General features: G+C 72.7%; 11 protein-coding genes. 8 read left to right on the forward strand and 3 right to left on the reverse strand.

Annotated elements, in window-relative coordinates:
- The first annotated feature begins 131 nt into the window (after positions 1-131).
- The 3 genes from G7070_RS17860 to G7070_RS10890 are packed head-to-tail and all read left to right on the forward strand — an operon-like array spanning position 132 to position 2444.
- The gene (locus tag G7070_RS17860; RefSeq protein WP_206079735.1) at positions 132-893 is read left to right on the forward strand and encodes an early set domain-containing protein; all 762 of its coding nucleotides are present in this window, start codon (positions 132-134) and stop codon (positions 891-893) included.
- Positions 890-2104 (forward strand): MFS transporter, encoded by a 1215-nt coding sequence (locus G7070_RS10885; protein ID WP_166233759.1) that lies wholly within the window; start codon positions 890-892, stop codon positions 2102-2104. The genes G7070_RS17860 and G7070_RS10885 overlap by 4 nt, the downstream gene beginning before the upstream one ends.
- A complete protein-coding gene (locus G7070_RS10890; RefSeq protein WP_166233760.1) occupies positions 2082-2444 on the forward strand; it encodes an MGMT family protein in 363 nt (120 codons plus the stop codon). The genes G7070_RS10885 and G7070_RS10890 overlap by 23 nt, the downstream gene beginning before the upstream one ends.
- Before the next feature lie 80 nt (positions 2445-2524).
- Here the strand turns inward: G7070_RS10890 and G7070_RS10895 are convergent, their stop codons facing one another.
- Together G7070_RS10895 and G7070_RS10900 are read right to left on the reverse strand one after the other, a co-directional pair.
- Entirely contained in the window at positions 2525-3733 is a 1209-nt protein-coding gene (locus tag G7070_RS10895) for a dicarboxylate/amino acid:cation symporter (protein ID WP_166233761.1), read from the reverse strand.
- Positions 3734-3766: 33 nt separating this feature from the next.
- Positions 3767-5047 carry an MFS transporter gene (locus G7070_RS10900; protein WP_206079736.1) on the reverse strand — a complete coding sequence of 427 codons (1281 nt, stop codon included), beginning with the start codon at positions 5045-5047 and terminating at the stop codon, positions 3767-3769.
- A gap of 269 nt (positions 5048-5316) precedes the next feature.
- On the opposite strand from G7070_RS10900, the gene G7070_RS10905 reads away from it, so the two are divergent.
- Positions 5317-6771: a DEAD/DEAH box helicase gene (locus tag G7070_RS10905; RefSeq protein WP_166233762.1), complete on the forward strand. Its 1455-nt coding sequence runs from the start codon at positions 5317-5319 to the stop codon at positions 6769-6771.
- Between the two features lie 77 nt (positions 6772-6848).
- Here the strand turns inward: G7070_RS10905 and G7070_RS10910 are convergent, their stop codons facing one another.
- On the reverse strand, positions 6849-7880 hold the full coding sequence (locus tag G7070_RS10910) for a YdcF family protein (protein ID WP_166233763.1): 1032 nt from the start codon (positions 7878-7880) through the stop codon (positions 6849-6851).
- Between the two features lie 127 nt (positions 7881-8007).
- Between G7070_RS10910 and clpB the strand changes: the two genes are divergently transcribed.
- The 4 genes from clpB (at position 8008) to G7070_RS10930 (ending at position 13053) form a co-directional block, all read left to right on the forward strand.
- Entirely contained in the window at positions 8008-10587 is a 2580-nt protein-coding gene (gene clpB / locus G7070_RS10915) for an ATP-dependent chaperone ClpB (RefSeq protein WP_166233764.1), read from the forward strand.
- A 118-nt stretch (positions 10588-10705) separates the two neighbouring features.
- Positions 10706-11536 carry an alpha/beta fold hydrolase gene (locus G7070_RS10920; protein WP_166233765.1) on the forward strand — a complete coding sequence of 277 codons (831 nt, stop codon included), beginning with the start codon at positions 10706-10708 and terminating at the stop codon, positions 11534-11536.
- A gap of 59 nt (positions 11537-11595) precedes the next feature.
- Positions 11596-12357 (forward strand): spermidine synthase, encoded by a 762-nt coding sequence (locus tag G7070_RS10925; protein ID WP_166235198.1) that lies wholly within the window; start codon positions 11596-11598, stop codon positions 12355-12357.
- 21 nt (positions 12358-12378) lie between these two features.
- On the forward strand, positions 12379-13053 hold the full coding sequence (locus tag G7070_RS10930; protein WP_166233766.1) for a sortase domain-containing protein: 675 nt from the start codon (positions 12379-12381) through the stop codon (positions 13051-13053).
- Positions 13054-13071: the final 18 nt, after the last annotated feature.

Raw genomic sequence — 13071 nt, forward strand, 5'->3', positions numbered from 1 at the left:
GGACACGGCGCCGACGTCCCACCCTACGTCGACCGGGATCCGGTGGCGAGCGGCCGTCGCGGTGGCTGGCAACCCGAATCCGTGTTCTGCGGCTTCGATGGAACAATGGGGCGTCTGAGAAAGGTTCGGTCATGTTGTTCCGCGCTCCCGCACCCCGTCCAGGATTCCGCGTCCTGACCTTCGAGCTCCCCGCCGATCACCCCGCCGGTCGGATCAGCGTGGTCGGCACCTTCAACGGCTGGACGCCGGGGGCCGATCCCTTCGTCGCCGACGGCCCCGTCCAGCGGGTGGCCGTGACGGTCCCCGCCGACGTGGAGACGTCCTTCCGCTACCTGGGGGAGCACGGGTGGTGGTTCGACGACCGGTCCGCCGACTGGATCGACGACCGCGGCTCGCACGTCGCCCCGGCGCCCGCCGCCGAGGTGGCCGACGCTCCGGCGTCCGAGCCGGTCGAGCCCGCCGCACCGGTGGAGCCCGCCGCACCGCTCGAGCCCGCCGAGGCCGTGGACGGCCCGGCTCACTCCGACGAGGCCGGGGAGCAGATCGAGCCCGAGGACGCACCCGCAGCACCCGCCGAACCCGCCGAACCCGCCGAGGTCGCGGACGCGGCGCCCGAGCCGGGGGAGGGCGACGCCGAGGCGGCCGCCCCGTCGGAGGACGCCGGCCCCCGCCGGGCGGCCGGACACGCGACGCTGAGCGCGGCCGAGTACGCGGTCGAGGTGGCCGACAAGCGGCGCCGTAAGGCCGAGAAGACGGCGCGCAAGGCGGCCGACAAGGCCCGCAAGAAGTCCGCGAAGGCCGCCGAGAAGCTGCGCAAGCACGCCGAGAAGGCCGAGAAGGTCGCCCGCCGGGCGATCCAGGACGCCCACGGGGATCGGTCCGAACGCGCGTGAAAATCTCCTCCACGAGCGCCCGTCTCTGGTGGGCGCTGATCGCGATCGTCCTGTTGTCCCTCAACCTGCGCCCGGGCGCCACGTCGCTGGGCCCCGTGCTGGCCGAGGTGAAGGCCAGCCTCGGCATGGGCGGCACCATGGCGGGTCTCATCACCGCCCTCCCCGGGCTGTGTTTCGCCGTCTTCGGCGCCCTGGCCGTCACCCTGAGCCTGCGGCTGGGGCTGGCCGGCGCGCTGGCGGCCGGCGTCACGGCGACGGCGATCGGCCTGCTGGTCCGCCCGTTCGTCGGCTCGGTGGCGCCGTTCGTGGCGCTCAGCGTCTTCGCGTTCGCCGGGATGGCCGTCGGCAACGTCCTGATGCCCGCCTTCGTCAAGAAGACCTTCCCCAACCGGCTGGCCGGCGTGATGTCGGTCTACACGATCGCGCTGGCGATCGGCGCGACCACCGCCTCCATGATCGCGGTCCCGCTCGCGTCGGGCGGCCCGGAGGGGTGGCGCGTGTCGCTGGGCGTCTGGGGTGCCGTCGCCGCGGTGGCCGCGCTCGTGTGGCTGCTGCTCGCGGCGTCGGAACGCCGGCGGCGCCTCCCCGTGGACGCCGACGCGCCCCGGCGCTCCGGGTCGGTGTTCGCCGTCATGGGCTCGCGCAAGGCGGTCGGCATGGCGGTGTTCTTCGGCACCCAGTCGATGCAGGCCTACGTCCAGTTCGGCTGGATCGCGCAGATGTACCGCGACGGCGGGCTGGACCCGCTGCAGGCGGGCATCATGGCGTCGATCATCCCGGGCTTCGGCATCCCCGCGGGGTTCATCATGCCGACGGTGGCGCAGCGGATGAAGGACCCGCGCCCCATCGTCATCGTCCTGGGCCTGCTGCTGGTGGCCGGCTACACCGGCATCTGGCTCGCGCCCACGGCCGCCCCGATCCTGTGGGCGGTGCTCCTGGGGCTGGCCGGGTTCTCGTTCCCGTTCGCGCTGGCGCTGTTCACCATCCGCACCCGCGACCCGCACGTCACCACGCAGGTGTCGGGCTTCGCCCAGTCGGTCGGCTACTTGTTCTCCGCCGCCGGCCCGTTCATCGTGGGCATGCTGTTCGAGGTGACCGGCAGCTGGACGATGCCGCTGTGGTTCCTGCTCTTCACCGCCTTCCTGGTCACGGTGTCGGGTCTGGTCGCCGCCAAGCCCGGCTACGTCGATGACGAACTCGCCCGCGCCTGACGCCCACGACCGCGTCGTGCTGGCCGTGAGCCTCGTCCCGGCGGGGCGGGTCGCCAGCTACGGCGACATCGGCCGGCTGACCGGCGTCGGCCCCCGCCAGGTCGGGGCGATCCTGCGGGACACCGACGTCGAGGTGCCCTGGTGGCGGATCCTCGGCCACGACGGCGTCCTCGCACCGCTGGCGCGGGCGCGTCCGCACTGGGACGCCGAGGGCATCGAGGTCCGTCCGAACGGCCGCGGCTGCCGGATCCGCGCCCACCGCGCCGACCTGGCCGACCTCGCGACCGAGTATCTGCTGGCCGCCGCGGCGCGGGGCTGGCCGGTGACCGAGCCGGACTGAGTACGGCGCTCCGGGCTTCGTGGGCCGGCCGCGTCCGGCTCCGACGGCCGCCGGCGGGCCGTCCCGCCGCCCCGGCAGGATCAGGCCCCGACGGTCTCCGGCTCGCCGATCACCGGCGGCTGTTCTCCGATGCGGCCCTTGCTGAGCCGGTCCACGATGAGCGCGATGGCGCCGTCGCCGGTCACGTTGGTGGCCGTGCCGAAGCTGTCGATGGCGATGTAGGTCGCGATCATCAGGCCCACCTGCGCCTCGTTGAAGCCCAGCATCGAACTCAGCAGTCCCGCGGCCGTCATGATGGCGCCGCCCGGGACGCCCGGGGCCGCCACCATCGCGATGCCCAGCATGCACACGAACCCGACCATGGTGAGCGGGTCGATCGGCATGCCGCTGAGCACCATGATCGCCACCGAGAACGCGGTGATCTTCACGGTGGAACCGGCCAGGTGGATGGTGGCGCACAGCGGGATCACGAACGAGGCCACCGGCGGGTTGACGCCGGCCTTGATGGCCTGGCGCAGCGTGACCGGGATGGTGGCCGCCGAGGACGAGGTCCCCAGGGCCGTCGCGTACGCCGGCAGCATCGTGGCGAGCGCCCGCAGCGGGTTGCGGCGGGCGACGGCGCCCGCGATCCCGAACTGCACCAGGAGCACCACGACGGTGAGGGCGAACACCAGGGCGATCACCGCGACGAACGTCACGATGATGCTCCACACCTGGCCGGCGACCGTCATGTTCAAGAAGATGCCGAAGATGTAGAGCGGCAGCAGGGGCAGGATCACCCCGGAGATGACCTTCTCCACGATGGCGCGCAGTTCGACGAACCCGCGCTGCATCGTCGCCGACGGCACGAACGTCATGCCGAGCCCGACGACGAACGACAGCACCAGCGCGGTCATGACGCCGAACACGGGCGCCATCTCGACGGTGAAGTAGGGCGCCAGGAGGGCGTCCTCGGGGTTGCCCAGCGAGCCGGGCGCGTTGGTCGGGTCGAGGATGAGCGGGAAGACGGCGCCGCCGACCACGAGCGCGAGCAGCCCGGCGAACAGGGTGGACGCGTAGGCGATGGCGGCGGTGATCCCCAGCCACCTGCCGGCGCCGCGGCCCAGCTCGGAGATGGCCGGCGTGATCAGCGCCACGATGATCAGCGGGATGATGAACGTGAGGAAGTTGCCGAACAGGCCGTTGAAGGTGACGAAGACGCGTGCGAGGGCCGGCGGGAAGAACAGGCCGCACACGATGCCCAGGGCCAGCGCGATCAGGATGCGCGGCAGCAGGCCGATCTTTCTCATGGATGCTCCTCGGGGGTGGTGCCTGAGGACACGCTAGGCGCTGATGAGGGCTTCCGCAGCCCCGACCGGCCGCTTGGGGATCGTCAGGACAGTCAGCGCCGCGACGGCGCACAGTGCGGCCGCCAGGAACCAGGCGCTCACGTAGCTGCCGCTGGTCATCCGCCACAGCCCCGCCGTCGTCGCCCCGATCCCGGCCCCGATCATGTGGGAGGCGAACACCCAGCCGAACACCACGCCGGAGCGGGCCATGCCGAAGTGGAGGCGGCACAGCGCGACGGTGGGCGGCACGGTCGCCACCCAGTCCAGGCCGTAGAACACGATGAAGAACCACAGGCCCCACTCGACGCCCGGCCCCATCACCAAGGGCAGGGCGAGCAGCGACAGGCCGCGTCCGGCGTAGTAGACCAGCAGCAGCAGACGCGAGTCGACGCGGTCGGTGAGCCAGCCGGACAGCAGCGTCCCGATGATGTCGAACGCGCCGACCATCGCCAGCAGGGTCGCGGCCAGCGTCGCGTTCATGCCGTAGTCGTCCGCGGCCGGGATGAAGTGGGTCTGGATCAGCCCGTTGGTGCTCCAGCCGCAGACGAAGAACGACAGCACCAGGGCCCAGAAGGTCCACGTGCGGGCGGCGTCCCGCAGCGTCGCCAGGGCGACCCGCACGGGGTTGGCGGCGTCGTTGGCCGGTGGCAGCGGGGCGTCGAGCGTCAGGTCGGTGGCCCCCAGCGGGCGCAGCCCGACGTCGGAGGGGCGGTCCTGCAGCAGCACGAGCACCAACGGCACCAGCGCCAGGGACGCCGCGGCGACCGACCAGGCCGCCCAGCGCCAGCCCGGCCCCTGGGCCAGCACGGCGATGAGCGGCAGGAAGCTGAGCTGCCCGGTGGCGTTCGCCGCGGAGAAGATGCCCGTGACCAGGCCGCGGTGGCTGTCGAACCACCGGTTCGCGACGATGGCCCCCAGGACGAGCGCCATCGATCCCGTCCCGATGCCGATGAACCCGCCCCACAGCAGCCACAGCTGCCACGGCGCCGTCATGACCGAGGTGAGCGCGCTCGAGACCCCCACCACCGTCAGGGACGCCGCGACCGTGCGTCGCACGCCCCATCGCTCCATGATCGCGGCGGCGAAGGGGGCGGTCAGCCCGTACAGCACGAGGTTGAGGCTCACCGCGCCCGAGGTCACGGCGCGGGACCAGCCGAACTCGGTCTCGATCGGGATGAAGAGCACGCCGGTGCTCGACCGGAAGGCGGCGGCACAGACCAGGGCGAGCAGGGTCACGAACGCGACCCACCAGGCGCGATGGACCGAGCGCGGCATGGGCGGACCTCCCGGGGGCGAGCGGCGCCGATCCGCGCCGCGGTGTGCATTCTGGCACCACGGGCGGCGGCGCGACACGGGCGCACCGCCCCGCGGAAGGGAGTGGTTCAAGGATCCACTACAATGGTGGGTAGCGATCCGCTTCAGTCTTGCCTCGGGTCGCATGATGATGCGATCGTCCACCTCCCGATCGCGGGTCGCGCCGCAACGATCACCCGATCGGCCCCTGCGTCAGCGCGCCGGGCGAGACGCCCAGGAAATCAGGACACGTGACTTCAGCTTTCGCACGCCTCGGCGTGCCCACCAACCTCGCCGACGTCCTCGCCGGACGCGGCATCGACACCCCCACCCCGATCCAGGCGGCGACGCTGCCCGACTCGCTCGCCGGCCGCGACGTGCTCGGCCGCGGCCGCACCGGCTCGGGCAAGACCTACGCCTTCTCGCTGCCGCTGGTCGCGCGGCTCGCCGCCGACCGCCGCAGGCCGGCGCCCGGGCGTCCGCGCGCGCTCGTGCTGGCCCCGACCCGCGAGCTCGCCTCCCAGATCGCCGACTCGCTGCGCCCGCTGGCCGCCGCCGACCGGCTGTCGCTGCTCACCATCTTCGGCGGCGTCAACCAGAACCCGCAGGTCCGCGCCCTGCGCGGCGGGATCGACATCCTCGTCGCGACGCCGGGCCGCCTGCTCGACCTGCGCGACCAGGGCCACCTCAGCCTCGGCGACGTCGAGGTCACGGTGATCGACGAGGCCGATCACATGAGCGACATGGGCTTCCTGCCCGGCGTGAAGAAGATCCTCGCCGACACCCCGAGCCGGTCGCAGCGGCTGCTGTTCTCGGCGACGCTCGACAACGCGGTGAACGTGCTGGTCAAGCAGTTCCTGCACGACCCGGTCGTCCACGAGGCCGACTCGGCGCAGTCGCCGGTGGCGACGATGGACCACCACGTGCTCACCGTCACCCCGGACGAGCGCCTGGACGTGATCGCGGACCTGGCGGCCGCCCCCGGTCGCACCATCCTGTTCACGCGGACCAAGCACGGCGCCAAGAAGCTCGCCAAGCAGCTCATCGGGCGCGGCATCCCCGCGGTCGACCTGCACGGCAACCTGGCCCAGAACGCCCGCACCCGCAACCTCGAGGCCTTCGGGTCGGGCCGGGTCGAGACGCTGGTCGCGACCGACATCGCCGCGCGCGGCATCCACGTCGACGACGTGGCGCTGGTCGTGCACGCCGACCCGCCCACCGAGCACAAGGCCTACCTGCACCGCTCCGGGCGCACCGCCCGCGCCGGGTCGTCCGGCACCGTCATCACGCTGGCCACCCCCGACCAGCGCCGCGACGTGCAGGGCCTGATGCGGGCCGCCCGGATCAAGCCCGAGGTGACCGCCGCCACGACCGAGGTGCTGCAGGGACTCGCGCCCGGTGCGCGGCACGTGCTGTCCGCCGAGCAGGTGGCCGAGCGTCTGCCGGTGACCCCGGTGCAGCAGCAGTCGTCCGGGGGCGGCGGTGGCCGCTCGCGTCGCGGGCGCGGCGGCTCCGCGGGCTCGGGCTCCGGCTCGCGCGGCTCCGGCTCGGCCGGCCGCCCGGCGTCCGGCGGCAAGCAGGCGCCGAAGAGCTCCGGCCCTCGGGGCGGGGCGAAGAAGACGGCCGGCGTGGTGCCGGCGGGCAGCTCCCGGGGCGTGGCCGCCTTCTCGGCCTCGGCCGGGCGCAGCAGCCGCCGCTCCCGCTGAGGCCGCACGGCTGAGCCCTCGGCGTCCGACGCCGGGGGCCGGCCGCGGCCATCCTGCGCGAGGACGCGCGGGGGCCGTCAGATCGGCCAGACGGCCAGCCCGAGCAGAGCCAGGTAGCCCAGGAGCACCACGGCGACCACCGCGAGGTTCCACACCCGGTTCTGCGCCATGACGGCCACGAACTCCCGCAGCAGCGCGCTCGGGTAGTAGTAGCGGGCCGTCGGGGCGCCGACGACCTTGGCGTCCAGGCCGACCGAGCGCGTGAGCATGGCCGCCCGGAAGGCGTGGTAGTTGCTGGTCACCACCACCACGGGCGCGTCCGGGTCCGGCAGCAGCGCCCGCGACAGCACCAGGTTCTCCCGGGTGTTCCTGGACGCCGTCTCGGCGACCACGAGCTCGGCGGGGGTGCCCGCGTCGATCACGTGGCGCCGCATGGCCTCGCCCTCCGGCAGCGTCTCGTCGGGCCCCTGCCCTCCGCTGGTGATCAGCAGCGGACGCGGATCGTGCGCCTCCTGCACCTCCCGGGCCTTCGCCAGGCGCCCGGCGAGCAGGGGCGGCACGCGGTCGCCCAGCAGCCCGGCGCCCAGCACGATGACCGCCTCGGGGTGGGTCCGCAGCGGGAGGCGCCGGTACAGCCACGACGTGCCCGCGAACACCACGAAGCAGAGCGCGACGTAGCCGGCCAGGGCCATGATGCACAGGTACAGGCCGGTCAGGGCCGCCTGCACCCCGATCGGCCAGTCGGTCGGCCACGTCAGGCGCGGCAGGAACGTCAGGCCGAGCATCGCCAGCCCGGCCAGCAGCGACAGCATGTTGCCCGGCGTCCGGGACTCGCGCCGCCACATCATCACGCCGTTGACGAGCAGGAACACCATCAGCACCGGATAGCTGACGAACGTCACCACGAACAGGGTGCCCAGCAGCGCGGCCAGCGGCAGGTACCAGCCGCGTTCGGCCAGCAGGACGCCGACGCTGAACAGCGTCAGGCCCAGGCCCCCCATGAGCATCAGCCCGTAGAGGATCCGACGCCCGTCGGCCAGCATGCGCCAGAGCCCCCAGCCGAAGCACAGCAGGCCGATGACGAGCAGGGGGTAGAGCAGCCAGGACATGCCTCCACCCTGTCACGGCCGTCCGTGCGAACGGGTGACCCGGGCGGCAACCCGTGGAATACTGAGCCCGTCGGCCAGGTTGAGTCTAGTGAACTCAACTTTCCTACCACCCCGCGAAAGGACCGCCGTGGACACCGCGAAACTCACCACCAAGAGCCGGGACGCCGTCAGCGCAGCGCTGCGCAACGCCCTGACCAACGGCAACCCCCAGGCCGAGCCGGCACACCTGCTGCACGCGCTGCTGATGGTGCCCGACAACACCGTGGGCCCGCTGCTGGAGAGCATCGGCGCCGACCCGGCCGCCATCGACCGCTCCGCGCAGGAGGCCATCAAGAAGCTGCCCAGTTCCACCGGGTCCTCGGTGTCGCAGCCGAGCATCTCCGGGGCGCTGGCGCGCGTGCTGGCCGACGCCGAGACCCGCGCCGAGCAGATGGGCGACGAGTTCGTCACCACCGAGCACCTGCTGATCGGGCTCGCCAGCGTCGAGTCGGACGCCAAGCAGATCCTGACCCGGGCCGGCGCGACCGCCGACAAGCTGACCGTGGCGTTCAACGACGCCCGCGGCGGCAAGCGGGTCACCTCCGCCGAGTCCGAGGGCGGGGAGTCCGCGCTCGACAAGTACTCGATCGACCTCACCGAGCGCGCCCGCGAGGGCAAGCTCGACCCGGTGATCGGCCGCGACTCCGAGATCCGCCGCGTCGTGCAGGTGCTGAGCCGCCGCACGAAGAACAACCCGGTGCTGATCGGCGAGCCCGGCGTCGGCAAGACCGCCGTCGTCGAGGGGCTGGCCCAGCGCGTCATCGAGGGCGACGTCCCCGATTCGCTGAAGGGTCGCCGCGTCGTGTCGCTCGACCTGGCCTCCATGGTGGCGGGCGCCAAGTACCGCGGCGAGTTCGAGGAGCGGCTCAAGGCCGTCCTGAGCGAGATCACCGAGGCCGAGGGCCAGATCATCACCTTCATCGACGAACTGCACACGGTCGTCGGCGCCGGCGCGTCCGGCGAGGGCGCCATGGACGCGGGCAACATGCTCAAGCCGATGCTGGCCCGCGGCGAGCTGCGGCTCATCGGCGCCACGACGCTGGACGAGTACCGCGAGCGCATCGAGAAGGACCCGGCGCTGGAGCGCCGCTTCCAGCAGGTGCTCGTCGGCGAGCCGTCGGTCGAGGACACCATCGCGATCCTGCGCGGCCTGCGCGAGCGCTACGAGGCGCACCACAAGGTCCGCATCACCGACGGCGCCCTGGTCGCCGCCGCGCAGCTGTCGAACCGCTACATCACGAGCCGGCAGCTGCCGGACAAGGCCATCGACCTGATCGACGAGGCCGCCTCGCGGCTGCGCATGGAGATCGACTCCAGCCCGGAGGAGATCGACCAGCTCCGCCGGCAGATCGACCGGATGACGATGGAGCAGTTCGCCCTGGAGAAGGAGGAGGACGTCGCCAGCAAGGAGCGGCGCGACCGCCTCGCCGGCGAGGTGGCCGACGCCAAGGAGACCCTGCGCGGCCTCGAGCAGCGCTGGGAGTCGGAGAAGCAGGGCCTCAACCGGGTCGGCGACATCAAGAAGGAGATCGACCAGCTCCGCGCGTCCGCCGACAAGCTGCAGCGCGACGGCGACCTGACCCGGGCCTCCGAGATCCTCTACGGCCAGATCCCCAAGCTGGAGGCCGAGATGGCCCAGGCCGCCGACGACAACGAGGCCACCGCGCCCATGGTCGCCGACGAGGTGTCGGCGTCCGACATCGCCGAGATCATCAGCAGCTGGACGGGGATCCCCGTCGGCAGGATGCTGCAGGGCGAGTCGGACAAGCTGATGAAGATGGAGCTCGAGCTCGGACGCCGCCTCACCGGCCAGGAGCAGGCCATCCGGGTCGTCTCGGACGCCGTGCGCCGCTCGCGCGCCGGCATCAGCGACCCGAACCGGCCCACCGGCTCGTTCCTGTTCCTCGGCCCCACGGGCGTCGGCAAGACCGAGCTGGCCAAGTCGCTGGCGGAGTTCCTGTTCGACGACGAGCGCGCCATGGTCCGCATCGACATGAGCGAGTACGGCGAGAAGCACACCGTCTCGCGCCTCGTCGGCGCGCCCCCCGGCTACGTCGGCTACGAGGAGGGCGGCCAGCTCACCGAGGCGGTGCGGCGGCGTCCCTACTCGGTGGTGCTGCTGGACGAGGTCGAGAAGGCCCACCCCGACGTCTTCAACATCCTGCTGCAGGTGCTCGACGACGGCCGCCTCACCGACGGCCAGGGCCGGACGGTGGACTTCCGCAACGTCATCCTGATCATGACCTCGAACCTCGGTTCGCAGTTCCTGGCCGACACCTCGCTGCCGGTGGAGAAGCGCAACGAGGCCGTGATGGGGATCGTCCGCTCGTCCTTCAAGCCCGAGTTCCTGAACCGGCTCGACGACATCGTGATGTTCGACCCGCTGACGCAGGAGAACCTGGTCCACATCGTCGACATCCAGCTCAAGCGCGTGGCCGCCCGCCTGATCGACCGCCGGATCACGCTGGAGGTCACGCCGGCCGCCAAGCAGTGGCTCGCCGAGAAGGGCTTCGACCCGGTGTACGGTGCCCGCCCGCTCAAGCGCCTCATCCAGACCACCGTCGAGGACGGCCTGGCCCGGGCGATGCTGTCGGGGGCGCTGCACGAGGGGCAGACCGTCACGTTCGACGTGGACGCCGACGGCGACGGGCTGACCATCAAGGACTGACCCGGTCGCCAGGGCCCGACCCGCACCCCGCGGGTCGGGCCCCGTCGCGTCCGGAGGGTGCCCCCGCGGCGTGCGCCTCGCTAGGCTCGGGGCAGGCCACGCGCGTCGAGGAGGAGCCATGCCGTACTTGACCATCCCCGGGGAGAGCCCCATCCAGCTCTACTACCGCGACAGCGGCGGGGAGGGCCGCCCGATCGTGCTGATCCACGGTTGGCCGCTGTCCAGCGAAGCCTGGGCCGAGCAGATCCCCGACCTGGAGCGCTCCGGCCACCGGGTGATCGCCTACGACCGCCGCGGCTTCGGCAAGTCGGCCAAGACGCCGGACGGCTACGACTACGACACCCTGGCCGCCGACCTGGATCAGTTCATGACCCAACTCGACCTTCGGGACGCAGTGCTCGTCGGGTTCTCGATGGGCGGCGGCGAGGTCGCCCGCTACGTCGGGCGCTACGGCGAGGACCGGCTCGCCGGCGTCGTGTTCGCCGCGGCGATCACCCCGGCGCTGTGCGTCACGCCCGACAACCCCGACGGCGCGATGGGCATCGAGGGGTTCATGGACCTGCGCCAGCAGTGCCGGGCCGACCGGGACGCGTTCGTGCCGACGTTCATGACCTGGTTCTTCAGCAACCCCAGCGAGCTCGCGGTGACGCAGCAGCAGTTCCAGGACGCGCTGGCGATCGGGGCCCAGGGCTCCGACACCGCGCTGCAGGACTGCATCGTCGCCTGGGCGGCCGACTTCCGCGAGGACGTGAAGAAGATCGGCGTCCCGACCCTGGTGATCCACGGCAACGCCGACAACAACGTGCCCTTCGAGGCCTCCGGCGCGCGGATGCCGGACATGATCCCGGGTGCGCAGCTCGTCGAGATCGACCACGGCCCGCACGGGATCAACGTGAGCCACGCGGGCGAGTTCAACGCGGCGCTGCTGTCCTTCCTGATGACCCTGTGAGCCCGGACCATCGAGCGAGGGTCGAGAACGACCCGTTCCACGGCGGCGCCTTCCGCGTCATGGCCGGCGACACCGCCCAGTCCTGGGTGGTGCCCGAGGATCCGCTGCACCTGGAGTTCGAGTACGTGCAGCGGATCTGCGAGACGCTCGACGCCACCGTGCTCGCCCGACCCGCCGACGAGCGGCTCCGGATCGTGCACCTGGGCGGCGGCGGGCTCACGATTCCGCGCTACGTCGCCGCGCGGCGGCCACGCACCGCGCAGGTCGTGTGCGAGCCGGACGCCGACCTGGTCGAGGACGTCCGGCGCCTCATCCCGCTGCCGCGGCATTCGGGCATCAAGGTGCGCACGGTGGACGGGCGCGCCGGGCTCGAGGCGATGCCGCCGGACTACCACGACGCCCTGATCCTGGACGCCTTCGACGGCGCCCGAGTCCCGCCCGCGCTGGCCACGGCCGAGTTCCTGGCCGAGGTGGCCGCGCGGCGGCGTCCGAACGCGGTGTTCGTCGCCAACGTGACCGACCGCGCCCCGTTCGGCTGGGCGCGCCGCTTCGTGGCGGGCGTCCGGGCGGTGCACCGCTCGCTGATCATCAGCGCCGAGACGCCGGTGTGGAAGGGCAGGCGGTTCGGCAATCTCGTCGTGGTCGCCTCCAACGGACCCCTGCCGGCCACCGAACTGTCGCGCACGGCCGCGCGCGCCGCGTTCCCGTACCGGTTCCTCGCCGGCCGCGAGGTGGTGGACTGGATCGGCGACGCCGAGCCGTTCACCGACGCGGACGCGCAGGCGTCCCCGGTCCCGCGCCGGGGCACCTGGTTCTCCTGACCCACTGGCATACTCGCACCCGTGACCTCCGATCCCGCCGGCCCCGCGCGCGCCGTCGACGCGCCGCCGCGGCGCCGCCGGCCGCGGGCGATCACGCTGACGGGCCTGGTCGTGTTGGTCCTGGCGCTGGGCGCGCTCGGCTGGTCGGTGTGGGACCTGGTCCTGCGCCCACCCGTGCCGCCCGCGGACGCCGACCGCACGGTCGCCGGGCTGCGCGCCGACTGGGAGGCCGGCCGCGCCGGTCGACCCGACCCCCTGGCGACCGGCTCCGCGATCGCCGTGCTGAGCGTCCCCGCTCTGGGCGGGCAGGAGTGGCCGGTGCTCGTCGGCGCGGACGCCTCGATCCTGGGGCGCGGCGTCGGCTGGTACCCCGGGACGGCCGCGCCGGGCGAACTGGGGAACTTCGCGGTGGCGGGTCACGGCGGGGTGTCCGGCCCGTTCTCCGGCCTGGCGCGCCTCGCCCCCGGCGACGAGATCGTCGTGGAGACCGCCACGCACCGCTTCACGTACCGGGCCGCCGACCCCGCGGTGGCCTCGGTCGCGACCGGCGACACCTGGGTGATCCAGCCGGTCCCCGGCCGTCCCGAGGTGCGCCCGACCCAGGCGCTCCTGACCCTGACCACCGCGCACGACCTGGTCGGCTCGGCCTCGCGGACCGCGGCGTTCGCGACGCTCACCGACGCCGCGCAGAAGTAGGCGGCCGCGGCCTCGCAC

Origin of the sequence: Propioniciclava coleopterorum (genome assembly GCF_011393335.1) — a bacterium.
In the GTDB taxonomy this organism is placed as follows: domain Bacteria; phylum Actinomycetota; class Actinomycetes; order Propionibacteriales; family Propionibacteriaceae; genus Propioniciclava; species Propioniciclava coleopterorum.